Source organism: Janthinobacterium agaricidamnosum, from assembly GCF_003667705.1.
Taxonomy (GTDB): Bacteria; Pseudomonadota; Gammaproteobacteria; order Burkholderiales; family Burkholderiaceae_D; genus Janthinobacterium.
In genome coordinates, this window is sequence record NZ_CP033019.1 from 3,231,400 (window position 1) to 3,252,862 (window position 21,463).

Genomic DNA, 21,463 nt, shown 5'->3' on the forward strand with positions numbered 1-21,463 from the left:
ATCATGAAAACATATCTGCTCCAGGCAATTTGCTTCCTGGCGGCCATCGCCCTCTGCACTGCCTGTGCCGCACCACACTCGCAGCAAGGCCCCGGCATGATCGTGACCTTCAGCAACGGCATCAAAGGCAAAAAAGTCTACGTCGTACGTGCGAGAACGGCGAACAGCACGTTTTTTCCGACCCCCGGCTCCCTGGGTCCCGACAAAAATCCCATGACCGGCGGAGTCACCATGGGCGCCGCGCCGGATGGCCGCGCACTGCCGCAATGGGTGGAGTTCGAATGGACCGAATGGCCCTATCCAGCACCGCCTCCACCAACAGAGCCAAGCGCCCTACAGGCATGGAACGACCGTGTGGACTTGCTGACCCGGACTTTGCCGCACAAACGTGCCCGCGTCGCCGTCCAGTCACGCGTGCCGCAAGACGTCATCGACGAAGTACTGGCGTCAAACAGGCAAAGAGCGCCCAACGCGCTGTCGGACAAGGATCTCTGGGTGTATTTCATCTGGTACGAGACGGGCATCAAGTTTCGCTGGAGGCTGCTGCAAGGCTGTTGCCAGATGCTGCGCGAAGGCGGCGACGAGCTTGCGCCATGACCAAAACCCCAGGCAACCAGCACCGGCCGGCGCGCCCGCCGTGGCCGCCGGCCCTACCTTCAACGCATCCTGCAAGGCGCCATCATGCAAAAATATCTGCTTCAGACGATCTGCTTCCTGGCGGCCATCGCCCTCTGCACTGCCTGCTCTGTAACACGGTCGCAGGACGGCCCCGGCATGATCGTGACCTTCAGCAACGGCATCAAAGGAAAAGAGGTCGACGTGCTGCGTGCACGAACGGCGAACGGCGTATTTTTTCCGACCCCTGGCTCCCTGGGACCCGACAAGAATCCCATGACTGGCGGCAAGACCATGGGTGCCGCGCCCGATGGCCGCGAACTGCCGCAATGGGTGGAGTTCGAATGGAAGGTATGGCCCTATCCCTACCCGGACAGGCCTTCTGATCCTGTAGCGCGGCAAGTCTGGAGTGACGGCGTGCATGCCATGTCCCGCTCGCTGCCCATCCAGACGGCCCGCGTCGCCGCCCAGTCACGCGTGCCGCAAGACGTCATCGACGAAGTACTGGCGTCGAACAGGCAAAGAGCGCCGCGGGCGCTGCCGGACAAGATGCTGTGGGTGTATTTCATCTGGTACGAGACGGGCATCAAACTCCGCTGGAAACTGAAAAGCAGCTGCTGTGGCTTGTTGCGCGAAGGCGGCGACGAGCTTGCGCCATGACCAAAACCCCAGGCAACCAGCACCGGCCGGCGCGCCCGCCGTGGCCGCCCCCCCCACCTTCAACACTTCCTGCAAGGCGCCATCATGCAAAAATATCTGCTTCAGACGATCTGCTTCCTGGCGGCCATCGCCCTCTGCACTGCCTGCTCTGTAACACGGTCGCAGCAAGGACCCGGCATGATCGTGACCTTCAGCAACGGCATCCAAGGCAAAAAAGTCTACGTCATACGTGCGAGAACGGCGAACAGCACGTTTTTTCCGCCCCCCGGCTCCCTTGGTCCCGACAAAAGTCCCATGACCGGCGGAGCCACCATGGGCGCCGCTCCCGATGGCCGCGCACTGCCGCAATGGGTGGAGTTCGAATGGACCGAATGGCCCTATCCAGCACCGCCTCCACCAACAGAGCCAAGCGCCCTACAGGCATGGAACGACCGTGTGGACTTGCTGACCCGGACTTTGCCGCACAAACGTGCCGGCGTCGCCGTCCAGTCACGCGTGCCGCAAGACGTCATTGACGAAGTGCTGGTATCAAACAGGCAAAGAGCGCCCAACGCGCTGCCGGACAAGGATCTCTGGGTGTATTTCATCTGGTACGAGACGGGAATCAAGTTTCGCTGGAGGCTGCTGCAGGGCTGCTGCAAGATGCTGCGCGAAGGCGGCGACGAGCTTGCGCCATGACCAAAGCGCCAGGCCCCACAGAGCGACCAAAAACATCAGGCCTGTTCCTTGGACTGGCAGCAGGATCTTGCCGAGTGCCGCCAAGCCCGCCAGCGCAGGCATGAGCACTAAAGTGGCACGCAGGCTACGCTCCATTAGCCAGCCGGCCAGCAGCGTGCCAACGAAGTTGGCGACACCAAAACCCAGGAGCATCAGAGACAAACCGTTTACATCTATATGGACAACGCTTTCAAGAGCGGGGCGAATATAGGTGAACAATGCATATTGCCCGGTATGGGCCAGTACGCAGCCCAACATCCCGATCCCGATCCCCGGGCGACGGAGCAATCGCAGTACCGATGTGGTGCGCGTCATCGTGCGCGGCGCCATACGGGGCAGCGTGAACAATTGAAACAAAAGTGTTAGCCCTCCGACAGCCGCGGCTGCTATAAATGCACTGCGCCAGCCATATATGCCCCCTAAGTAACTGCCCAGCGGTACGGAAACGACCGTCCCGATGGCGATGCCGCTGAATAATCAGAACGGCTAAAATGAGCAAGCAAAATCAAATTTTTCCATTGTCTAATCTCGTCAGTGAACTATTGACAAGTACTGAAGCATCAGCGGGCAAGACTGAACTTTCATTAAAAATATTAAAAAGATATGTCCATTTTTGATCTCGTCCTCAATATCTCTCCCTCCTTCCATCGCCAATGTTCAATTCGGATTGAAGGTGAGGCCACGGGACTGGCCACATTTGAAGCCCTTCAGACAGGCCTTCTTCCGCGCATTACACATAGTTTGCCAGTCGAAAGTGAACAAATGGCGACACTCCATAGACGTTCTTCCGCCATGTTAATGGAGTGGGATGAACAGTGGAATCAGCTTGGCTTGGATGGAATTAGCATTAACGGAGTTTTCGGTTCCTCGAGTTCGAAGCCTCAGTTGTTTTCGTTGTGGAGTCCGAAAGAAGGGTGCGCTGCACACACGATGCTGGCTGCTGTGTTTGAATGTTTGCCCTTTGACCGTTGCAGCGGGCCTGCTGGCGAACTGCTCGAGATTGTGCGGAGCTATTTAGACCTGCAGCCGCCCGTCAGCATCATCAACTATAAGCCGACGCATCTTCGGCTTGCACCGTGGGTGCATGCAAATGACGCGTGCGAGGTCGAAAGCCATTTGCGGATGCTTGCCGATGACGGTGACTTGATAGTTGATGCGTCCGGTATGGAGCGATTTTGCGGAGCGCTAACGCAGCTACTGCCTGTTGAGCATCTGCTGAAAAGACGTGGGGAAGTACGTTGGATAGTCCGCAGCGAGTTTTCAAATGCTCTCATACAGGCTGGTGTTGCACAGTCTATGATTGAAATTGTTCCAGCCCTTCCGATTTCGCGCAAGGGTGAACCGATAGTGCTCGGCGGTATTTTTGTGGGTTCTTCAGAATTGATTTCTTTTGCCAAAGCCGGAGAAAGGATGCAATTGGTTCGCAGTTTTAGAAAAGAATACTCACTGACGATCGAGCAAGCCTCTAAGGCTGCAGCGGAGCTAATGGAAATTGTCGCATGCCATCCAATGCATTGAAGGAAACAAAAGCACGTTTTTCTTCGCTCAATTTCCAGTGATGAATCGGCGCCAGTAGCTTAGACGCTCCTGAGACATAGTTCTTGAAAGATGAAAAACCGATGGATCGTGTTTGGCATGGGCGTCCTGCCAGGCACCTGGTGTGCGATCTCGTAGCTGCCCGCTCCAACGACGAGATCGGGTCTGGCCTATCTATTCAGCTCTGCAATGATGCATTTAAGTTAAAGTGTTGCGTTGATCGATTGAACCCGCAGCCAAAAGCAGCCTTTGTCAGTGATGGATTTGCTCAGTTCCCTTCTGCCTGAATCGCGACCATGAAGAATCAATACCGTGTAACAAAATATGACCCCTCGCTGAGAGATGCGACAGGCGGATACACAGGCTGCGATTGGACTTCGCGATCTGATATCGGACGGGTATTTGACGGTGGGATGCTGTCTGAGGCGGTGTATCTGAATGTTGAAAATAGCTACCTGTCCGCTATGAAAAGTTTCCTGGATGAGGCAGGTATCGAGTCATTGGCGTTGACGGCATTGGAATGTCGCGACGCCCCCGCAGATGGTTTTCTGCACCGGGGGAACCTATCTATTGCTCAAAGCCTCGATTTCGCGCGTTTCGTCCTTCGCGAAGAGGCCTGGGGAAAACTCGTCGTGCCAGGCAAGGCGTATGTCCACTTTGGCTACGACTACTACATGTACATCGGAGTACCCTCGAAATGCGAGCGGTCGATTGCGATCGCACGCGATCTAGGTCTATTTGTCGAACGAATTCGCTCGCCTCATCTTCGTCAACAGCCATTCAGATAAGTTACCCGACTTCGGATGAGGCAAACGAGTCAGTGCAGTGGTTTAATGTACCCGTCAGTCAAAAAGTAATCGAGTGGGATGGTCCCGCGTCAGGCATAAGCCGACACCAAAGAGCACTAAAGCACCTCTCAGCCCGCCTAAATGCGGGCTGTTTTCGTTTTCAGCCTGGCACTGTCTGGCAAGTTTTCGCACCACCAAGCCCCCCTCCCGCTACTATGAACTGCCCGGAGCAATCAGCTGCATCCGCCCGCATGGTCGTTGCCACCGTGCCCGGCGATGAACATGGCGACTGCGGACCGGCAATAGGATTCGATTTCGTTGTCGTCCTCCGCTATCGCTTCATTGAAGCGTGCGATGATCAGCAGATCGGAACCTTTTAACAGCGCGGCAAACAAGCGGGCGGACCGGCGAGGATCGGGCACATGCAGAACCTCCTTCGCGTGCAACTGACGCAACAGGGCCTCGATTTGGGCGATGACATGGGCGGGGCCTGCTTCGTATTGGAGCTTGCTTAGCGACTGTTGATTCGTCTTGTCGGCCATGATCATGGCTTCGATACGACGGACGTCCGGGTTCAAGAACGTGCGAAGCAGGGATGATCCAACCGCCATGAGCTGATCCTCGGCCGAACCGTCTACGCCTTCAAACAGGGCCTGCGGTGCAAACTGATGGCAGCGGGCCGCGATGGCAGCGCTAAACAGCGCCTCCTTGTTCTCGAAGTGCCGATAGATGCTTAGCTTGGATATCTTCGCCCGCTGGGCGACCTTGTCCATTGTCGTCGCTTGAAAACCCAATTCCACAAAAAGCTCGCACGCCGCGTCGGCGATCGTTTGGCCAAGCGCCTCGTTGGTTGGCCGGCCGCGCCGGCCCTGATTTTTTTCAGTCATAAAAATTCCAGTACTTGACAGTATCCAATTCTTTAATTAGGATACCACATAGTATCCAAAAGGTGCAAACCCAATGGACAGGTTATTGCGCGCCAAGCCCTACCCAGCCCTCACCCACACACGGAGTCCATCACCATGAATGACGTCATCATTATCGGCGGCAGCTTTGCTGGCCTCGCCGCCGCCCTGCAGCTCGGCCGTGCCCGCCGCAAGGTCACGGTCCTCGACAGTTGCCGGCCGCGCAACCGCTTTGCCGGCCATTCGCATGGTCTGCTCGGCCACGATCACAAGCCGCCGCTGGACATCCTGGTCGAGGCGCGGCAGCAGCTGGCGCGCTATCCAACGATCAGGCTGGTCACTGCCCGTGCCGAATGCATCTCCGGTACGATCGACGATTTCTGCGTCGTCACTGACGATAACGAAAGCCTAAGGGCACGTCGCCTGATCCTGAGCTATGGAGTCGTCGATCAAATGCCTGATATCCCGGGCTTCGCCGAAGGCTGGGGCACGTCCATTGTGCCTTGCCCCTATTGTGACGGTTTTGAAGTCGCCGGCCAGCATTGGGGCCTCGTCTGGTCCGGTCCGCAGTCGCACAATTATGTCAGGCTGTACGGCGATTGGACCGAGACGCTGACGGTCTTCGCCGATGGTCACGACATTCCACCCGATATCCGGGCCGATCTGGCGCGCCGCAACATACCTGTCGTCGATGGCCGAATCATGGAAATCACCCGACACGGAGGCGAAAATGCCACTGTCAAGCTCGATACCGCCACCAATGTCGCGGTCGACATCCTGTTCGCGCATCCGCGCAACAAGCCGTCCGCAAGCCTGCATGAATCACTGGGCCTCGCTACAGTCAATACGCCACTGGGCATCGCCCTCAAGGTCGACGAGCGCCGCGAAACCAGCATACCCGGCATCTACGCCGCCGGCGATCTTGCAAACCCAGCCATGGCCTCGGTCACCACGGCAATATCGCAGGGCGCAACGGCGGGTATCTCCGCTCAGCAGTCGATGCTGGTTTGAGGGCACAGATTTGTGATGAGCATGGCCATCGAACCCGACAGCGCCGGTGTACGCATCCCTCCGCCCGTCATCTATCCGGGAGCGCTGCTGTCGGGGTTGGCGGCGGAGCAGATCGAACGCACGGCCGCGCTCGCAATTCCTCACCCACTCACGTTCATGAGATCCTCTCCGCGCAGGTCGAGGACCGCCATCGGTTCGCCGCACGGCACGCAATGGATCGTCCCCCGACGTCGACCACTTCCTACACATCGAGGCCCCCGAGGCGATCGCGGAATGGATCGCGGCGTGGGGCCGACTCGTGTCATTCCCCCCCTGCCTCGACAAAAGGGGTTTAGTCAAGAACAAATCAGAACAAGGAGATAGCATGACAGAGCAAAATGCCTATCAGGTCGCCGACTGGAATGATCAAAGCGGAGAGCGCTGGGTCGCAAACCAGGCCCGGCTTGATGCCATGGTGGCGGTGTTCGGCCAAGCCGCGATCGAAGCCGCCGCGCCCGCGACGGGCGAGCGCGTGCTGGACGTCGGCTGCGGCGCAGGCGCGTCGAGTCTGGCTCTGGCCGCCCGCGTCGGCGCGCAGGGGCAAGTGCTGGGCGTGGACATATCCGAATCGCTGATCGGCCGCGCACGCACGCTTACGCCACAACATACGCCGGCCCAGTTCCTGGTAGCCGACGCCAGCAGTGCCGAGTTGCCGGAAGGCGCGTTCGACATCCTGTTCTCGCGCTTCGGGGTGATGTTCTTCGGCGATCCAACAGGGGCGTTCGCCCATATGCGACGCGCGCTGCGGCCGGGCGGGCGGGTCGCTTTCGTCTGCTGGCGCGGCGCGGCCGAGAACGAATGGATGCGCCTGCCGATGGGCGAGATACAGGGCATCGTCGCGCTGACCGCGCCGCCCGATCCCGAAGCGCCCGGCCCGTTTTCGTTCGGCGAGCGGGATCGGGTGACGCGCATCCTGACGGCAGCCGGTTTCACCGATATCGCTATCGCGCCCTTCGATGCTTCCGTCCCGTTCGGCGAGGGCGGAACGCGGGACGCTGCGATCGACGACGCGGTGAAGATGGCGCTCGAGGTCGGCCCGCTGTCGCGCGTACTCGCCGCTCAGCCCGATGACATCCGTGCCCGCGCGGCAGTCGCCGTCCGTACCGCCTTCGCGGGCCGCCCCGGCGAGCGCTCGGTGATGATCGACGGCGCGGCATGGATCGTCACGGCGCGCAATCCGGCAAGTTGACACGGATTAACACGGGGGACGCCCGCCGCTTGGTGGAACGGGGCGCCTTGGGCCGGGCAGATTGATATCCCGTCTGGCGTGGCTCTGACGGTACTGGCGCTGCAATGAAAAATGTGCCGTCTAGGATGTCCGACTTTATTGTTCGTCCAGATAAAAATATGAGCTTGCAGGGACTGCTGAAGGTCGCGACCGACCGTTTCCGCCCGGCCGATAGCAGACGACATGCGTGGCTTAGGCTTTGAGAGCAAGGAAGAGATATGATAGGCGTAAGCCTGCTTGATATGAAAACGGCCGCAGGAAGCGGCCGTATCGTTTGGGACTGGACAATGGACGAAAATCCCATTGCCCCAAGTTTGCCCCAAGTTCGTATTCAGACAAAAGATGAAATCCTGAGTCATTGAATACAAACGAAAAAATTTGGTGGGAAGTGCAAGTTTCGAACTTGCGACCCCTGCAGTGTGAATGCCATTGCCAGCACGTTTTTGCAGTGCTCTCATAGGGGGAATTTTCCACTGACCATCATCAAGTGGCGCTGGATTGCACCCAATTACACCCGGAATTACACCCACTTTGCCGACCTCGCTAGAAGCATCGAAGGCCCATCTATGCGTTTGCGCAGCACGGCGCTCGCAATAAATGTGTATGTTGCTGTTAAATCAATACGCATTAGCCGAGGCCTCGCATATGAATCTTCTGCCAAGGGGGATTGTTGTTTTAGCATTATGCTCATGCAGTGCGCCGAGCCCAAGCAAACGTGTTGATTTAGTCGGCATGAACACCTTCGCCCTCGCCGCCCGCTACGGCACGCCCTCCAGCTATCAACACCAGGGCGAATACCTGCAACTGAACTATGGCAGCGCGGCGGCCGGCTGCCAAGTCATCGTGCTGGTCGACCAGCAACAGCGCGTGGCTGGCTGGGCATCCGCCGGACGATCTTGCCCGGCACGCTGATCAGCCGTCTTCTTACTCAGGTGGTTGCATTATGGCAAAGCAAGGCTCGCCGTCCAGTTGCACCCGAAGCGAGGCACGGATCAGCCCGGACATGCCGACGCGCGGCCCCAAGCTGCGCTCCAATTCATCGGCCGCCGCCGCGATCTCGCGCAGGCGCCGAACCTCCCACAAAAGCGCGCGCACATCGGCCGAGTCATTGCGACCTTGAATTTCTTTCAGCTGCTCGATGCTGAGGGGTTTTCGAATCTTGCTCATAACTTTTCGTTTGCCCGATGCCAGTTCATCCTCGCGCGTTAAACTCGATCGGCATTCTATCGAACCATGCGCGCCTCGCGCTTCGTCAGCTCGCGTTCTTTCATGTCGATGCTAACCAGCCACCCGCCGCGCTCCAGCTGCTCCGGACGGTTCTCGAAACTCGAGCGCAACTGCAGGCCGCCCAGTTCGAACGACTCTTCCGACATCCACTCGATATAACAGTCGATCAGGCGACCCTCCGGAAATGTCGAAATCTGATGGCTGCGCAGCTCAGCGCACGTGGTCTGGCGCTGAAGCACATTTGAGTAATTATCAGCCACCGCCAGCAACCCGCGCGAGCCACCGCTCTCACGCGCAAGTTTTTTCGGTAGCGCCACTCCAGATCTATACAGTTCCCTGGCTCGAAATCCGATAGCGTTTTCCGGTACGAAAAGTTTGCATACCCAGGTCTGGGCGACCTCGCGGGTGTGGCCGGACTCATCCCTCGTCGCCTCAATGCCACTCAACACGATATTCCATCCTTGAACCCGCACCAGTTTGGGCTTGGCCAGCTGCGCCAAGATGCGCGGCGCGCCTATCGTCTGCAGGCGTGCCACTTTTGAAGGGCGTCGGTTCCCCTCCAGCGTTACGTCGACCACCAACAGTTCGAGCAGCATGGCGCCCTCTACTACCGGTGCAGGGGCTGCCAGCACTGCCCCATCCTCTCGACGCCTTGATGCCCAAACCTTCATCATCCATCCCAAATATACTGTACAAAAACACAGTATATTGCCAAGCTTAGAAAACCAGAAGGCGAAATTTGTAACTAGTAGAGCCCGCCCTGCTCCGGAGGTGCGGCCGGCGCAGGTGCTTTCGAACGTGATCGCGGTTGCATAGGGTCGGCGACGAGCAACTCTGCTAGATTCTGCAGATAAACGCCCAATTCTGCCAGCGAGCCGCCCATCCAGAATTGATGCTTCTCAGCATCCACAATCATCACCATGCGAATTTTTTTAAATGACTAATCTGGCTACGCCCAGAATCAGCCCCCCACAAGTTGCCACGACGCCAAAAAGTGACAACTTACCAGAATGCCGCTCAAAAAAATTCCTAACTTTAAGTTTTACAGACTCTTTCCCACACTGCCATTTCTCACCGTTAAAATAGGTAAAGTAAAAATCAATTGCATACTCGCCTGGCCTGACATTATTTTGCAATTTTAATTTATATGAAAGGGGGGCTTGTCGGATTTCCGACTCAGTCGATATTGTCGGACATCCACACGAGTTTATGTCAAAATAAGATGTTGACTCAGTCCAGGTAACGTCTTTTATTCCCGCAATGTTGCATGAAAATCCGCTAGCATCTATAGCGGTTTTCAAACCACCAAAATATAGCCCCTTTTCATCTTTGCCAAAACTATGAATAACTTCTGATTTCGCACCATCAAATACTGAAGTTGAAACATACCCGAGAATTTTGCTACCCTTAATATCTCCATATCCTGTTATAAATTGATCGAACTCAAAAAAATCTCCAGGATCTATAACGTTTGAAGTTACCCGTGTGGCTAACTGATACGCACCTGGTTTTATAGCGTGATCTGCCCGCCGTGGCGCTACTAATATCGCGTCATCTGCAAACGGGATAGCTTGGTTGCCTTCCTTGTTTTCCTCTAGATTGTTCATTTTCGCCCTTGAGTGATCAGTTGTAATATTGTGAATAAATTCATTTTACATACAAATCCTCGGCAATGGGGATAGAAGATATATGACTTTTGATATCCTTTTTAATTTAACTTTTCTGCCTTTAGTAAGCACTCCTGAAAAACGACGTCGCAGCTTAATTTGGAGAAAACTAAGCGACGCTGCCGCTATCGGCAGCCTGCAACTACCGCCTCCAGTTCCACTTCATACTTCCGTGCACGCGGCCAGTCTCGCGCCAGCGCCAGGACAATCTCGCCATCCGATGCTGACGGCACTAGCTGGTCGAACTCAAACCCTGGGCGCACCGGCACCGCGCCAATGCACGACACCATCACTGGCACCTCGACGCGCTGCGGCGCCGGTGGTGCGCTGCCGCAGCCAGCCAGCACCACTGCCAGAATAATTTTTGGAATAATTTGTCGCGTCATCCGGTGTTTCATCTCACACCCTCCAGCAACAGCCTGACAACCGGCATGGCCTCGTCGCAGGTCGTGGCGCGCGCGCCAGCAACTTGCGCCAGGGCCGCGTCGTACTTCCTGCCCTTGGCAACGACTGCCGCCTGGGCCGCCGCGCCGCGATCCTGCGCCGCCAGGGTTGCCTTAGCCATGCCATCGATGGCGCGGTTTTGCTCGCTGATCGAGGCCCGCAGCGCAGCGGTGACGCCCTGCTCCAGCACCAGCGCCGCGCGCGCGGTGTCACGGTCGCTGGCGGCCAGCCACCAGCCGGTACCGGTGGAGCTGGCAACAGCCAGCAGAACACCGGCCAGGACAATGGCCGCCGCCTTCCAGATTCCGCTGACGGCGGCGCCCGCCAGCGCGCCCAGGGCGATCACGCCAGCACCCGCTGCGCCACCGCGAACAGCGCCAGGCGCTCGGCCAGGCCATTCACGCCACCGTTGATCCGGCGCGTCACCTTCACCTGGTCGCCGGCATCGGCCAGCGCGTTCAGCCCCTTCGTCTGCCAGAACCAGCCCGCCGAGCGGCAGGCGTTTACGGCCTGCTCGAGCAGTTCAGGCTGGGCCAGCAGATCCAGGCCCAGCGCCTTGCCGCAGGCAGCGTAGTTCGTCCGGCCGGTCACCTGCAGCAGGCCACGGCCACGGAAGCGCACGCCGTCACCGCGCTGCGTGTTGCCCAGGTCGGCGCGGCCCTCGTATGCTTGGCCGCTGGCCAGCTCGCGCACATAGACCAGGCTGCCGGACTCATGACCCACCTGCGCCAGGAACGATGCCTGGCGCGCCGGCGTCGTAATCCCGAATTCCGCCATGGCCGCGTTCAGCGGCGCCAGGAAGGCAGGCGCGCGCGCACGTGCCAGCGGCATGATGGCCAGCAGCTGGGCCAGCGTGACGGCGTTCACAGACCACCCCGCACGTCCTTGACGATGGCAGCCACATCATGCGCCAGCTCGCCGATGTCCTTGTCCTTGCGCTTGTCGAGCCAGCGCACCGTGGCGCCCAACACCCACCAGGCGGGCAAGCCGGCGGCGACCATCAGCGGCGCAGCGATGAACAGGAAGCCCAGGGCGGGTTCGCTGTCGTACAGCACCGCCACCTCTTTCGCGTTCTCGAACAGGCCGGGCCACCAGGAGCGCACGGCCACCACCAGCGCCGGGCCCAGCAGAATGGAAGAAATGATCGTCACGAAGAAGCGCGCGAACGCCTCCTTTTTTGTCTTTGGCCACATAAACATAAATCCCAGGGAGGTTGCGGCAGCGCCGGCCAGGACCGGGATACCAAAAATTTTGATCAGTGCGCCGCCGGCGGCGGTCGTTTCGAGGGCCATGTAGTGCCTTTCAGGTGGTGGAAATGAAAAAACCCGCCTAAGCGGGTTAATAACGGACTGCGCGCGCTTTTAGATCGCGTCAGGATCAAAAGCCTCGCGGATAACCGGTGGCGCAGCAGCGATAATTGCCACGTAGGCGTCCCTCATAGCCTTCTCGAGACCATCGAGATCGGTAGCGGCCAGCACGGCCGGCGCGATGGTGATATCGAGCAGCGCCTGCCGAGCGGTGGCTGCCTCCTGGGCCATAAAAGTGTCGGCGGCAAGCAGTGCCGCCATGCCAATGCCGGCCAGGCGGTTGAGAACTTGTTCGCGGATGACACGAACGGAGTCCAGGTATGCGACAGCGATTGGCGCGAAAGGGAGTGCCGGCGCTGCGGTAAAGGTGAATTTCACGTTGGAGTAGGAGATCGTGTCACCGCGGCAAATTGCAGCACGCAACGCCCCTTCAGTGGCGATATCAACCTCTACAGCGTCATCAGGCCATGTGCCGGCATTTTCATAAGTGGAACGAAGTTCATTTGCGTAAAACCCGCCGGTGATGATCGAAAACGATTTATTCATTTTATTTCTTTCTTATCGGCCAACCGCGAAATAGGACGGCGTTGATCCGCCAGAAGGAGCGCCGCCAATATATGTAAAGATTTTGCAGCCGGCGAGGGTAATTGCCCCCGTTGCCATACCTGTGAACTGGGATGCGGGCGTTGCACCCTTCGGTTGATAGAACGAAATCACATGCAAAACTTCATTTGGGAAGGCTGTGGTAAATATCGCATTCGAAACCCCAGAGGCATCAGCAGTTCCCCCAAGTCCCCACTGAAAAATTAAGCTTCCGAGCCAGGATGGGAACTTTATGTACCCGTTTGGCGTGAGACTTACCGCGAAGCCCATCGCTACGGCTACAGTTGCAATAGCGTTATAGAACCAGCCGGTCGTCGCGACTTTCGTGCTGTTATCGGCTGCAGGCGGAGTCGGTGCCGTAGGCGATACTGTGAACGCATTCATCACGTTCAGCATCGCAGCGGTGCCGGAAAACGGTGCGCCAATTGCCTTCGCGATATTCCCTGCATTAATCGTGGTTTGTCCGTTCGCGACGGTGACAACCCACAAGCCGACATAGCCTGCATCTGCAGCAGGCGTCACTTGCGATCCGGTCACAGCCGCGATGCCGGCCTTCGCCGAGAGTGCCACCGTCCCGTCGCGTACGGTATTGTTCGTTGTGCCTGCCCCGCCCGGGCCACTATATGCGGTCGACGGGTTGCTGGCGTTGTAGTACGGCAGCACCACTGCTCCGCTATCCACCTCTGAAAACGCTGCTTGGATCAGGTAATTGATACTCTGGCCGGCAGTACCAGGTGCCGCGCACGCCAACGTCACGGAATCAAGCAAGATGCCCTGTTTCATGATCGAGTGCGCGGTGTCGGCGGCAATTGAACTGTAGGCCGTGCCATCGATGTTTTGCAGGCTGTAGATCTCACCCGGTGAAATCACAACGTTCAGCGCAGCAGGCGAGTTCGGCGCGCAGCCCAAGCCACTTACTGTGGTCGCTGTACCGATGATAGTCTCCGTCAGCTTTGCCAGGGCAATCATCGTGTTCTTGTTGGTGCCGAGCAAGTCGGTCTCCAAAGGGATCTGGCCTGGATAGATAAGTTGTCGTTTCAAAATTTGCTCCAAAAAAAGAGCCGCATATGCGGCCCTTGTGGGTGAATTTGATAAAAATCAAGAGCTAATGCTCATCCAAACGATGGTTCCGATCGGCTTCACACTGTCCACGGCCGTATACAGGTCAGCGTCCGTCACTGCGCCAGTGCTTTGCGACAGCGCTGCGTAGGCCGCACGAGACGGCGCACTGTAACCGCCTGGCGGTGAGCCGTAGCCGGCGATATACGGGATGCCGGAAGAGGCTGGACGATAAGCTTGCACGAACGCTTGGAACGGCAACAAGATCGATCCGTATGCGCCGGCCACGCCGTAGCCGCTGTTTGGCGCTCCATATGCACCAGTGTCCGCCGGCCGCTGCGGCTCGATGATGATCGGCGCGCGCCCGGTAAGGTCGGTAAGCACTCGGGTAATCGCGTTGCGCGTGGCGCGCTCGCGGAATAGGCTGAGGATGATCCGTGCGCGAAAACTGGCGTCGGACTGGTTCGCCGAGCGCATCAGCGCGGTGCCGAAAAAGTCTGCTGCGATCATGTCGAGCCAGCCCTCTGTCGCCGTCTTAATGCGGGTTTGCAGCACTGCGTATTGATAGAGCGCATATGCGAATGCGGATGCACTGGCGAGGCCTTGGATCAGAGCGTCCACCAAATCGCGCACCGAGCCGAACCAGGGAGGCAGCACACTTTTTATACGTGAAACAATATCTGCTTGGTCGCCTGTCATCACGCCACGCTCACGGTTCCGGTCTTAATGACCTGCAGGGCGGTAGCAGCGAGATCGACTGTATCACCGTTGAGCATGACGGCGGTCACGTTGGTCACGCCTGGCGAGGCATCGTAGGCGATCTGCGTCATGCGTGAAAACGCCAATTTCTGCCCCAGAGTCAGCGAATTGACGTAAGTCCGAAGCGCTGCCGCCACAATCGCGGCTGTCGCTGTGCGGTCGTAGCCGGTGGCCGTGGTAATCGTCATCGAAATATTGGCAGTGACCACTATCGGGGCAAAAACGCCAAACGTCGACGTGAACGGGCGCACTGCATCGATCGCATTTGCCGCCGACAGCAGAAGTTGCGATGGCGGATAGCCCGTACCGTCATCGACGACAGCAAAAAAATAGCCGTTCTGCGCCACGCCGCCGTAGGTGAAATTCTCGGTAAGTGAGAACGTCACGCCCTGCGCCAGCGACGTGATAGCGTTCCCAATCGCCAGCTTGGTCGCCTTCGACAGCGAGGCGATGTAGGTGATGAAACGGGCTCGCAGGGCGGCGTTTTTCTCTGCGTCGACGCCATTTGTGAAGCCGGCCGCGTTCGTGACGGCGTCGACGCCGGGGATCGGCTGATTGATCAACGCAATCTGCCCGGCCACCGCGTTCGCTGCCGCGCCAGGCGTCGATGCGGTCACGGTGATATTGATGCTCGCCACGCCCGGCGCAAGCACGTAGCCGCCCAGCAGAGCGCTGTATGCGGCATTCGTCGCGTCAAGCAGCGCGACATAGGCCTGCGTGCCGTCAAGCGTCAAAACGGTGGCGCCGACCGGGACGACAGCCTGAGCGGTCGGAGTAAAGCGCGAGAACGCAACCAGGCCCGAGGCCGGAACGGCGCCCAGGCGCACAACGCCAAAATCGGCCATCCAGCTATCAAGGTCGGCATCGTTGGAAGTTGCCGCCCGCGTGGCGGCCAGCAACTGCAAGATCAGACCCTGAAGCCACAGAATGACTGTGGCGTTGGCTTCGACTACGGCGCGCAAGATAGAGCCGACGGTCAGGTTGACCAGGCCGCTCGCGGAACCCTGGATCGCCGTAACAGCGTCGCGGACCAGTGTTACAAAATCTTTTGTAGAAATACTCATGGTCGCCTTATTTAGTTACGTCGAACGCGAGCGCCGCCGGCGTTCCGGTCTGCGCATCGTTGTAGCGGATATCGACCGACACGCCGCCCAAGATCTCGGTCACCGTGATGACCGGCGCCGGGCTGCGCGCAACGCACGCCTCGAGAAACATCTGCCCCTGGATAAGCCCCTTGATTTTTGGGATGTCGACGGCGTCGCCGATCATGCGCGGCAGGCCGGCGCCGTAGTCGGGGTGGAAAATATAGTCGCCCGGGATCAGCGTGGTGCCATCGGCATCAATCAGGGCCGGGTTTGTCAGCAGTCGGCGCAGCACGCGCTGCACACCCTCCCCTGTGCCGTCAATCTTTAGCAAATCGCCTGTGGACGACTGTGAAAGGTCGCCGCCGAAATAGTGGTTCAGGTCGCTCATGTGGGTGGATCGCTTATTTCTGTGCCACGACGAATGCCGCCATGTTCATGCTCAATACCGGATTTGCCGCCAAAAGTCACATTAATGGTGCCATCGACAATCGGAGCCGTGATCGTGTCCTGTACGTCTAGCGTGTCGTCCATGGTCACTGGCCCGTGGAAATCGTGGCCGGCCGCCGTGTAACTAATTCGGCCTGGCGCACTAATCTCGACAGTCCCGTTGTTATGGAATTTCATCACCTGCCCTGCCTTGTGCACCAGCCAGAACTCGCCGGACACCACCGGAAGCGGCAGGTCCTGGTCGTTGAAGGCGCGCAGGCCGGCCACGCCGGAATTGATGTCGCCATTCAAAAACGTGACCTCGACCAGATCGCCGATGGTCGGCGGACAGAACATACCCCAGCCGTTGCCCACCCAGGGCGTCAGCAGCGGGATCCAGCCGGTCATGTTGCCCTGCGGCTGCAGCTCCAGGCGCACTGCGTATTTCGTCGGGTCGTAGCTGCGCACGATGCCAGTACTCGGCAGCGCCACGTCGCCGAGCGCAGCCTGTGCCTGCTGGCGCATCGCGTTGAGCATGCCCCTCATATCGCCACGACCGTTTCCGGCGAATGGTTTTTCGCGTGCACAGTCATCGAATAGCCGGTGCTGACATCCATTTCGCGCATGATGCTCTCCGGATAATAGGTTTGATCAAACGCAGTACCTGTGCCGGTCACTGTGATGATGTTCGTCGTCGTCAGGATGTTGTCGGCCGGCAGGCTGGCCACCATCTTGACCTCGTGCTTCGTAATGGCGGCATGTTCGCGCTGGGCCCGATTCAGCGCCCCCTGCGGGCTGGTGCCGAGCATGGTGATGCGGTAGAGCTGCGCCGAAGCGGCGCTCTGGCCAACTTTGATATCGGCCGACTTGCTCGGATAACGCACACGGAACGTGCCTTTTTTGTTCGGCACGGTATAGGTCACCTCTACTACCACGCCGCGGGCGATGCTCAGTGCGCGGCGGAAACTGATGGACTTGCCATTGAAGCTGAACGCGCCCGTTTTCTCGTTTGGCGCCTCCCATTTCAATAAGTAGCTGTCGACCGGCGCTGCCGCGATCGGCTCGAAGTGGAGTTCCTTGCCACGCACGAAGCAGGTAAAGCCCTCGGCCGCCGCCAGCGTGGTCAAAATATCCCACTCGCTGCGCTGTGTGTTGACCTTGATCGTGTCCGTCTCGTAGTAACTGCCGACCATGTCTTTTGTCTTCGTGACCACTGGCGTAAAACCATGGCGCAGGGCCAGTTTCGTGGCCACCTGGGACGCGGTTAGGTTCTGGAATGACTCCATCGTCCGCGCGTCGATCAAGATGGCCGTCAGGTCGCGACCTGAGACAGTCACTGTGCGCATCACGGGATCGAACTCGACGTCATCGACGCGCCCGTAGACCCAACTCCGCAACTCCTGGGCACTATAGTGCTCGGCGTCGGCCGGGAAACCGGCGAACACCTCCACGAACACCTCCGTTTGCGATGCCCAGAACGCATCACCATAGGAGGCCGGCAGCGCCGACAGCGCGAACACAACGCGGAACGTGTCGGCCTCGCTGAAGGTGTTGTTGTCGGCCTCGAACCGCACCCAGCCGTCGACGCGTACGCCGCCCACATTGACAATGCCGCGCGGCTGGCGCGCAGCGGATACAGCATCTGGATTAACCGGCATTGATACCCCCTGTATCGCCCGGCACGCGCGGGACGACTATTGTTTGCACGCCGGTCAGTGCCGGGTCGCTGATTTTGTTGGCCCGGGCGATGCCTACCCATTTCGAAGCATCGCCGTAGGCCTTGGATGCCATGGCAAACAGGTTGCCGCCGGCGGTGGTGATGCTGGTCCCTGCGCCTGATACCGCGCCCAGGTTCGCGCCCATGCGCCCCACCGTCGACTGCAGGTTGAGCAGCAGCGGCAGTTGGGTAAAGCCCACCACTTGGCGAGACAGCTTGGCGGCCTGCGTCGCGATCGGATTATTCGGTAGCACGCCGCCGACCGTCGAGATATTCGAGATCGTGTTGCCCGTCGCGGCGATCAGCGCCGAGACGTGCGACTGGACGGCCAGGACAGGCCCCAGTACGCTGGTAATCGTGCTCTGCGCCGCGCCGGCAAAGGACGACACAGATTTGATGGCAGAATTGAGCGTGCCCAGCATCGTCGATAACGTCCCATCGCCGATTTGATCACCGAGCGCATTCGCTGCGTCCATGTCGTCGCTGATGGCGGTGTCGATGGACAATGCCGTCAGCTCCGATACCGGGATCGTCAGGTCCTCGATGACAGTGCACGAGATCGTGTATGGGATCTCGTAAGCGCGCCGGTAGTCCAGCAGCGCAGATCGAATGACAACCTTGTAAGCGAACTCAGCCCAAGACACGTTGACCTGCTTGCCAGCGATCCGCAGCGCGTTCAGGTAGCGAGCACGCTCGCTGGCATTCTCGCCGATGAACAGGCCAGACCACTCCAGAGGGCGATCCTGGCGCCCCATCGCATCGACAACGCGCCGGCCGCCCGTCAGCTCATGGACAGCCAATGCCTGCTCGCCACCAAAGCCGATCGATTCCGGCACCTCGAAGCGCGACAACTGCATGTCGCCAAGCTGCATGTAAGTGTCAGGTTTCATCGTAATATCCCTGGTTGTGGTGCTGCCATGGACGAATCAAAGCGCCCAATTCCGGACTGTGGCCCGGCCGAAACCTTGGTCTGGTAGGCGGTGACCGCTTTGCCGATTCTTACGCCATCAATGTGAATATTCGTTTCGACCATGCCGGTACGTTGAGTCGTGCTTGCAATCGCGTTATCAACAAGGGGCGAGGTAACCGTTGGGCCACGCGATATGGCAACCGTAGGGGCGCCATAAGGCACAGTGGAAATGCGGGGAGCCACTGGAAGAGACGGCGCTCCAAGCTCACCTTTGGCAATTCGCGCAGCAGCGGAAGGGCTCAACTTTGCGCCGCCTTCGAATTTTGCGGCTTCGATTTCGGACTTTGTAATTGGTCGAAATGCATACAAGGCGCCAGCAATAGTTCCAATGGCAAGAACTGCAATCGCGACAGGGGCGGCCAAACCAGCTGCGGCCACTCCCAAGGCCGTCAAACTAGCAGGTATAGTCAGGCCGGTTCCCATGGTCAGTAACAAGCCGAGAGAATTAAATGCAGCTCCGAGAAGAAGGATTGACCCGCGGATCACCAGACTGCCTGCCAGTAAGGTGAATGCGCCGACCAAGCCGCGAACCAGCCCCTCATTCTCCTTGACCCACTTAGACATCGAATCCAGCCCGCCGGCCAGCTGCAACAGGCCCTTGGTGATGGCGGGAAGATAAACAGAGCCGAATACAGCAAGAAAATTCTTCCATGCGGCACCAGCGGCCTCCTCTGCGCCCTCGGGCGACTTCAAGTAGTGCTGGTAGGCTTCTCCAACTCCCATCGTTTTATTAATAATGGCGGTGTCTTTGGATAATTTCGACGCCATGGTGATCTGAGTGCCAAGAAAATTACCTGTGCTGCGATTAAATTTCTTGGCCACCATTAATGCAATCTGGTCATCGGTCAGATCCATGCCAAAACGGGAGCGAATTAATGGTAAAAGCTTTTGGATAAAAAGATCAGGGCGACGAGCAAACAATTCCGAATCCGCGTCGTTCAAGCCTCCCGATACGATGCTTTGCCCCCCCATACTGGCGATCGACAACTTTTTTTCTTCTGGCGTCATATTTTTCATGGATGCATTCAGGAGGGCGAGACGCTTCTTACTAAATCCCTCCTGCCAAAGTCCAAGATCCGCCAGAAAACCCTTGCCCTTGGAATCCATGCGTCCGCTGATCAACGAACTGAATGCGGTCATTGCCTCCGTCCCAGTGCGTGCGCCGCCATTGATCGCCATCTGCCCGGCAAAGTTTCCGTACAGGTATTCTTTGTCATAAAGCTGATAAGCCATCTTGCCGGTGCCTGATGCAGTCAGGTAGTCCCTGGGGCTGACGCGCATTTTGGTTGCAAGCATCACCTTTGTCATCAGGCTCGCTTCAGCATCGAACTCCGCAGGATTATTTATCACTTTGCCGCCACGGTGTTCCAAGGCCTTAGCTGCGGCATTGATCATGCCGTCCATATCCTTGCCGCCGTTCGCCACCTTGCCTACAATCGACATTTTGGCGAACATATCCGCCGTGTCGACCGCATGATGCAGATCGCCGAACGCAGTGTGCAGGTCATGAATCAGCTTCACGTTTTCGGTAATCGTGGTGCCAAGCAGCTTATGCGACATGGCCGCCGCCTTCCCGAACACCTCAGCGTTCTCCCCGGCAGACAAGTTCAGCGTTTGAAAATTCGCCTGCGCCTGAGCGAGCTTCTTGGCTTCTTCATATGGTCCCTTGAGCAGCATCAGCATGCCCGCGCCAGCGCCGAGCATCAAACCACCTTTAAGGGCATCATTTTTGATACTATTCATGCGCCGCTGGAATAATGTCGCCTGTGCTTCCGTTTTGGCAAAGTCGCCAGCGATCAGCATCAGCCCTTTGCTGACGTGATTCGTCAGCGATAGCGTTACACCAATTTTGTACGCATCGAACATTGAGAAACCTTGGAAAAATATGAAGCTGTCACACAGAATTCAGGAATGGGCAGCCGACCGGGTGTCATGGGTGCAATACCCAAATCTCCGCCCAGCAGACGCTTTTACCCGAGCCGCGTCACGCTCAGGCTCAAGCTCGGCAGACAAACGCCAAATAACGATGGGGCAACGCTTCGACGTACTCGTTTTGGCAGGAGTGCTGGCAATGCTTAGCCTGCTTGGCTTTGCTTTTGGAGCTGCAATTTTCTACTTTGCATTTACGTTAATTTGGCCAATGTAAGCCCGGATCCGTAAAGCAGGCCCTCCGCTGCCGAGTGGCCAATGGTGTCGATAATCAGCTGCTTATTGCGGATGGCAGCCGGCCCAAGCACCGCCCGCGGCGGAATTTTGTCAGTGCCCAGTTCCTGGTACACCATCACTTCGCTTTCGGAGCCGATCACAGCTTCAGCGCCGCTAATTAAATGGCTAACTGACTTACGGAGCTCGCCAGTGCGCAGGAGCGGGTCGTTTTCAGTAAAGCCCTTCGCCAGTCGATCTTCTTTGGTGCTTTCAGCCAATTCTGTCCAGCCAGCAAACGGCGTTACTTCGCCTTGATAATGGCCAAACTCTTCTTTAGCTGTATTTTCAATCGCTACCGCGCACTTCTTCAGTGCGCGGTGGTCGGCTAGAGTTTGAGCGGCGGCAATAAGGGCTAAATGCTTTATCATTTCGCCAATATTTGAAAAATGTTTCATTTCTGCTCCTCATAGGCCATGGTGTGAAAGTTGAATTTCGCACCATCCATTTCAGAAAAAATGATGCACCAGCCCGTTCGCGTGATGTCATCCAGCCCGA

Annotated in this window: 26 protein-coding genes and 1 pseudogene; 8 read left to right on the plus strand and 19 right to left on the minus strand. The window is 58.0% G+C overall.

Going from position 1 to position 21,463, the window contains the following annotated elements; all coding sequences use genetic code 11:
- Positions 1 to 3 precede the first annotated feature (3 nt).
- The 3 genes from D9M09_RS14520 to D9M09_RS29660 all read left to right on the plus strand — a co-directional run bounded on the left by D9M09_RS14520 (position 4) and on the right by D9M09_RS29660 (position 1,953).
- A complete protein-coding gene (locus D9M09_RS14520; RefSeq protein ID WP_162995690.1) occupies positions 4 to 597 on the plus strand; it encodes a hypothetical protein in 594 nt (197 codons plus the stop codon).
- A gap of 84 nt (positions 598 to 681) precedes the next feature.
- On the plus strand, positions 682 to 1,275 hold the full coding sequence (locus tag D9M09_RS14525) for a hypothetical protein (protein ID WP_162995691.1): 594 nt from the start codon (positions 682 to 684) through the stop codon (positions 1,273 to 1,275).
- An 84-nt stretch (positions 1,276 to 1,359) separates the two neighbouring features.
- Positions 1,360 to 1,953: a hypothetical protein gene (locus tag D9M09_RS29660; RefSeq protein WP_240453376.1), complete on the plus strand. Its 594-nt coding sequence runs from the start codon at positions 1,360 to 1,362 to the stop codon at positions 1,951 to 1,953.
- A gap of 18 nt (positions 1,954 to 1,971) precedes the next feature.
- On the opposite strand, the pseudogene D9M09_RS14530 reads toward D9M09_RS29660, so the two are convergent.
- Positions 1,972 to 2,457: pseudogene (locus D9M09_RS14530) on the minus strand (MFS transporter); the annotation flags it as partial.
- Positions 2,458 to 2,595: 138 nt separating this feature from the next.
- Here D9M09_RS14530 and D9M09_RS14535 point away from each other — a divergent pair.
- Positions 2,596 to 3,510: a hypothetical protein gene (locus D9M09_RS14535; protein WP_139143842.1), complete on the plus strand. Its 915-nt coding sequence runs from the start codon at positions 2,596 to 2,598 to the stop codon at positions 3,508 to 3,510.
- A 314-nt stretch (positions 3,511 to 3,824) separates the two neighbouring features.
- Positions 3,825 to 4,316 carry a hypothetical protein gene (locus D9M09_RS14540; protein ID WP_162995692.1) on the plus strand — a complete coding sequence of 164 codons (492 nt, stop codon included), beginning with the start codon at positions 3,825 to 3,827 and terminating at the stop codon, positions 4,314 to 4,316.
- Between the two features lie 233 nt (positions 4,317 to 4,549).
- Here D9M09_RS14540 and D9M09_RS14545 read toward each other — a convergent pair whose 3' ends face one another.
- Positions 4,550 to 5,203: a TetR/AcrR family transcriptional regulator gene (locus tag D9M09_RS14545; RefSeq protein WP_121669684.1), complete on the minus strand. Its 654-nt coding sequence runs from the start codon at positions 5,201 to 5,203 to the stop codon at positions 4,550 to 4,552.
- 135 nt (positions 5,204 to 5,338) lie between these two features.
- Between D9M09_RS14545 and D9M09_RS14550 the strand changes: the two genes are divergently transcribed.
- The 3 genes from D9M09_RS14550 (at position 5,339) to D9M09_RS14565 (ending at position 8,411) form a co-directional block, all read left to right on the plus strand.
- On the plus strand, positions 5,339 to 6,232 hold the full coding sequence (locus D9M09_RS14550) for an NAD(P)/FAD-dependent oxidoreductase (protein WP_121669685.1): 894 nt from the start codon (positions 5,339 to 5,341) through the stop codon (positions 6,230 to 6,232).
- A 364-nt stretch (positions 6,233 to 6,596) separates the two neighbouring features.
- A complete protein-coding gene (locus D9M09_RS14560; RefSeq protein WP_121669686.1) occupies positions 6,597 to 7,460 on the plus strand; it encodes a class I SAM-dependent methyltransferase in 864 nt (287 codons plus the stop codon).
- Positions 7,461 to 8,231: 771 nt separating this feature from the next.
- Entirely contained in the window at positions 8,232 to 8,411 is a 180-nt protein-coding gene (locus tag D9M09_RS14565) for a hypothetical protein (protein ID WP_121669687.1), read from the plus strand.
- Between the two features lie 12 nt (positions 8,412 to 8,423).
- Here the strand turns inward: D9M09_RS14565 and D9M09_RS14570 are convergent, their stop codons facing one another.
- The 17 genes from D9M09_RS14570 to D9M09_RS14645 form a co-directional block, all read right to left on the minus strand.
- A complete protein-coding gene (locus D9M09_RS14570) occupies positions 8,424 to 8,666 on the minus strand; it encodes a hypothetical protein (RefSeq protein WP_121669688.1) in 243 nt (80 codons plus the stop codon).
- A gap of 56 nt (positions 8,667 to 8,722) precedes the next feature.
- The gene (locus tag D9M09_RS14575) at positions 8,723 to 9,322 is read right to left on the minus strand and encodes a hypothetical protein (protein ID WP_121669689.1); all 600 of its coding nucleotides are present in this window, start codon (positions 9,320 to 9,322) and stop codon (positions 8,723 to 8,725) included.
- Between the two features lie 336 nt (positions 9,323 to 9,658).
- Entirely contained in the window at positions 9,659 to 10,333 is a 675-nt protein-coding gene (locus D9M09_RS29025) for a hypothetical protein (RefSeq protein ID WP_162995693.1), read from the minus strand.
- A 185-nt stretch (positions 10,334 to 10,518) separates the two neighbouring features.
- The gene (locus D9M09_RS14580; RefSeq protein ID WP_121669690.1) at positions 10,519 to 10,791 is read right to left on the minus strand and encodes a hypothetical protein; all 273 of its coding nucleotides are present in this window, start codon (positions 10,789 to 10,791) and stop codon (positions 10,519 to 10,521) included.
- A complete protein-coding gene (locus D9M09_RS14585) occupies positions 10,788 to 11,183 on the minus strand; it encodes a hypothetical protein (protein ID WP_121669691.1) in 396 nt (131 codons plus the stop codon). The genes D9M09_RS14580 and D9M09_RS14585 overlap by 4 nt, the downstream gene beginning before the upstream one ends.
- Positions 11,180 to 11,704 carry a glycoside hydrolase family 19 protein gene (locus D9M09_RS14590; protein WP_240453377.1) on the minus strand — a complete coding sequence of 175 codons (525 nt, stop codon included), beginning with the start codon at positions 11,702 to 11,704 and terminating at the stop codon, positions 11,180 to 11,182. Before D9M09_RS14590 ends, D9M09_RS14585 begins: the two co-directional genes overlap by 4 nt.
- Complete coding sequence (locus D9M09_RS14595; protein WP_240453378.1) at positions 11,701 to 12,030, minus strand: hypothetical protein; 330 nt, start codon at positions 12,028 to 12,030, stop codon at positions 11,701 to 11,703. Before D9M09_RS14595 ends, D9M09_RS14590 begins: the two co-directional genes overlap by 4 nt.
- Positions 12,031 to 12,198: 168 nt before the next feature.
- Positions 12,199 to 12,690 (minus strand): hypothetical protein, encoded by a 492-nt coding sequence (locus D9M09_RS29360; protein WP_205602254.1) that lies wholly within the window; start codon positions 12,688 to 12,690, stop codon positions 12,199 to 12,201.
- Positions 12,691 to 12,702: 12 nt separating this feature from the next.
- Positions 12,703 to 13,788, minus strand: a complete 1,086-nt coding sequence (locus D9M09_RS14605; RefSeq protein ID WP_162995519.1) for a gp53-like domain-containing protein — start codon at positions 13,786 to 13,788, stop codon at positions 12,703 to 12,705.
- Between the two features lie 57 nt (positions 13,789 to 13,845).
- Complete coding sequence (locus tag D9M09_RS14610) at positions 13,846 to 14,505, minus strand: hypothetical protein (protein ID WP_240453664.1); 660 nt, start codon at positions 14,503 to 14,505, stop codon at positions 13,846 to 13,848.
- Entirely contained in the window at positions 14,505 to 15,629 is a 1,125-nt protein-coding gene (locus D9M09_RS14615) for a baseplate J/gp47 family protein (RefSeq protein WP_121669694.1), read from the minus strand. The genes D9M09_RS14610 and D9M09_RS14615 overlap by 1 nt, the downstream gene beginning before the upstream one ends.
- 7 nt (positions 15,630 to 15,636) lie before the next feature.
- On the minus strand, positions 15,637 to 16,038 hold the full coding sequence (locus D9M09_RS14620; RefSeq protein WP_121669695.1) for a phage tail protein: 402 nt from the start codon (positions 16,036 to 16,038) through the stop codon (positions 15,637 to 15,639).
- Entirely contained in the window at positions 16,035 to 16,613 is a 579-nt protein-coding gene (locus tag D9M09_RS14625) for a phage baseplate assembly protein V (RefSeq protein ID WP_121669696.1), read from the minus strand. The genes D9M09_RS14620 and D9M09_RS14625 overlap by 4 nt, the downstream gene beginning before the upstream one ends.
- A 5-nt stretch (positions 16,614 to 16,618) precedes the next feature.
- Positions 16,619 to 17,734, minus strand: a complete 1,116-nt coding sequence (locus D9M09_RS14630) for a hypothetical protein (protein ID WP_121669697.1) — start codon at positions 17,732 to 17,734, stop codon at positions 16,619 to 16,621.
- Entirely contained in the window at positions 17,724 to 18,683 is a 960-nt protein-coding gene (locus D9M09_RS14635) for a hypothetical protein (RefSeq protein WP_121669698.1), read from the minus strand. Before D9M09_RS14635 ends, D9M09_RS14630 begins: the two co-directional genes overlap by 11 nt.
- Entirely contained in the window at positions 18,680 to 20,629 is a 1,950-nt protein-coding gene (locus tag D9M09_RS14640) for a hypothetical protein (protein ID WP_121669699.1), read from the minus strand. The genes D9M09_RS14635 and D9M09_RS14640 overlap by 4 nt, the downstream gene beginning before the upstream one ends.
- Before the next feature lie 257 nt (positions 20,630 to 20,886).
- Positions 20,887 to 21,363: a hypothetical protein gene (locus D9M09_RS14645; protein ID WP_121669700.1), complete on the minus strand. Its 477-nt coding sequence runs from the start codon at positions 21,361 to 21,363 to the stop codon at positions 20,887 to 20,889.
- Positions 21,364 to 21,463 lie beyond the last annotated feature (100 nt).

Coding starts and splice junctions, on each gene's coding strand:
- D9M09_RS14520 (WP_162995690.1), top strand. CDS start 4: ATGAAAACATATCTGCTCCAGGCAATTTGCTTCCTGGCGGCCATCGCC.
- D9M09_RS14525 (WP_162995691.1), top strand. CDS start 682: ATGCAAAAATATCTGCTTCAGACGATCTGCTTCCTGGCGGCCATCGCC.
- D9M09_RS29660 (WP_240453376.1), top strand. CDS start 1,360: ATGCAAAAATATCTGCTTCAGACGATCTGCTTCCTGGCGGCCATCGCC.
- D9M09_RS14535 (WP_139143842.1), top strand. CDS start 2,596: ATGTCCATTTTTGATCTCGTCCTCAATATCTCTCCCTCCTTCCATCGC.
- D9M09_RS14540 (WP_162995692.1), top strand. CDS start 3,825: ATGAAGAATCAATACCGTGTAACAAAATATGACCCCTCGCTGAGAGAT.
- D9M09_RS14545 (WP_121669684.1), bottom strand. CDS start 5,203: ATGACTGAAAAAAATCAGGGCCGGCGCGGCCGGCCAACCAACGAGGCG.
- D9M09_RS14550 (WP_121669685.1), top strand. CDS start 5,339: ATGAATGACGTCATCATTATCGGCGGCAGCTTTGCTGGCCTCGCCGCC.
- D9M09_RS14560 (WP_121669686.1), top strand. CDS start 6,597: ATGACAGAGCAAAATGCCTATCAGGTCGCCGACTGGAATGATCAAAGC.
- D9M09_RS14565 (WP_121669687.1), top strand. CDS start 8,232: ATGAACACCTTCGCCCTCGCCGCCCGCTACGGCACGCCCTCCAGCTAT.
- D9M09_RS14570 (WP_121669688.1), bottom strand. CDS start 8,666: ATGAGCAAGATTCGAAAACCCCTCAGCATCGAGCAGCTGAAAGAAATT.
- D9M09_RS14575 (WP_121669689.1), bottom strand. CDS start 9,322: ATGCTGCTCGAACTGTTGGTGGTCGACGTAACGCTGGAGGGGAACCGA.
- D9M09_RS29025 (WP_162995693.1), bottom strand. CDS start 10,333: ATGAACAATCTAGAGGAAAACAAGGAAGGCAACCAAGCTATCCCGTTT.
- D9M09_RS14580 (WP_121669690.1), bottom strand. CDS start 10,791: ATGAAACACCGGATGACGCGACAAATTATTCCAAAAATTATTCTGGCA.
- D9M09_RS14595 (WP_240453378.1), bottom strand. CDS start 12,030: ATGTGGCCAAAGACAAAAAAGGAGGCGTTCGCGCGCTTCTTCGTGACG.
- D9M09_RS29360 (WP_205602254.1), bottom strand. CDS start 12,690: ATGAATAAATCGTTTTCGATCATCACCGGCGGGTTTTACGCAAATGAA.
- D9M09_RS14610 (WP_240453664.1), bottom strand. CDS start 14,505: ATGACAGGCGACCAAGCAGATATTGTTTCACGTATAAAAAGTGTGCTG.
- D9M09_RS14615 (WP_121669694.1), bottom strand. CDS start 15,629: ATGAGTATTTCTACAAAAGATTTTGTAACACTGGTCCGCGACGCTGTT.
- D9M09_RS14620 (WP_121669695.1), bottom strand. CDS start 16,038: ATGAGCGACCTGAACCACTATTTCGGCGGCGACCTTTCACAGTCGTCC.
- D9M09_RS14625 (WP_121669696.1), bottom strand. CDS start 16,613: ATGCTCAACGCGATGCGCCAGCAGGCACAGGCTGCGCTCGGCGACGTG.
- D9M09_RS14630 (WP_121669697.1), bottom strand. CDS start 17,734: ATGCCGGTTAATCCAGATGCTGTATCCGCTGCGCGCCAGCCGCGCGGC.
- D9M09_RS14635 (WP_121669698.1), bottom strand. CDS start 18,683: ATGAAACCTGACACTTACATGCAGCTTGGCGACATGCAGTTGTCGCGC.
- D9M09_RS14640 (WP_121669699.1), bottom strand. CDS start 20,629: ATGTTCGATGCGTACAAAATTGGTGTAACGCTATCGCTGACGAATCAC.
- D9M09_RS14645 (WP_121669700.1), bottom strand. CDS start 21,363: ATGAAACATTTTTCAAATATTGGCGAAATGATAAAGCATTTAGCCCTT.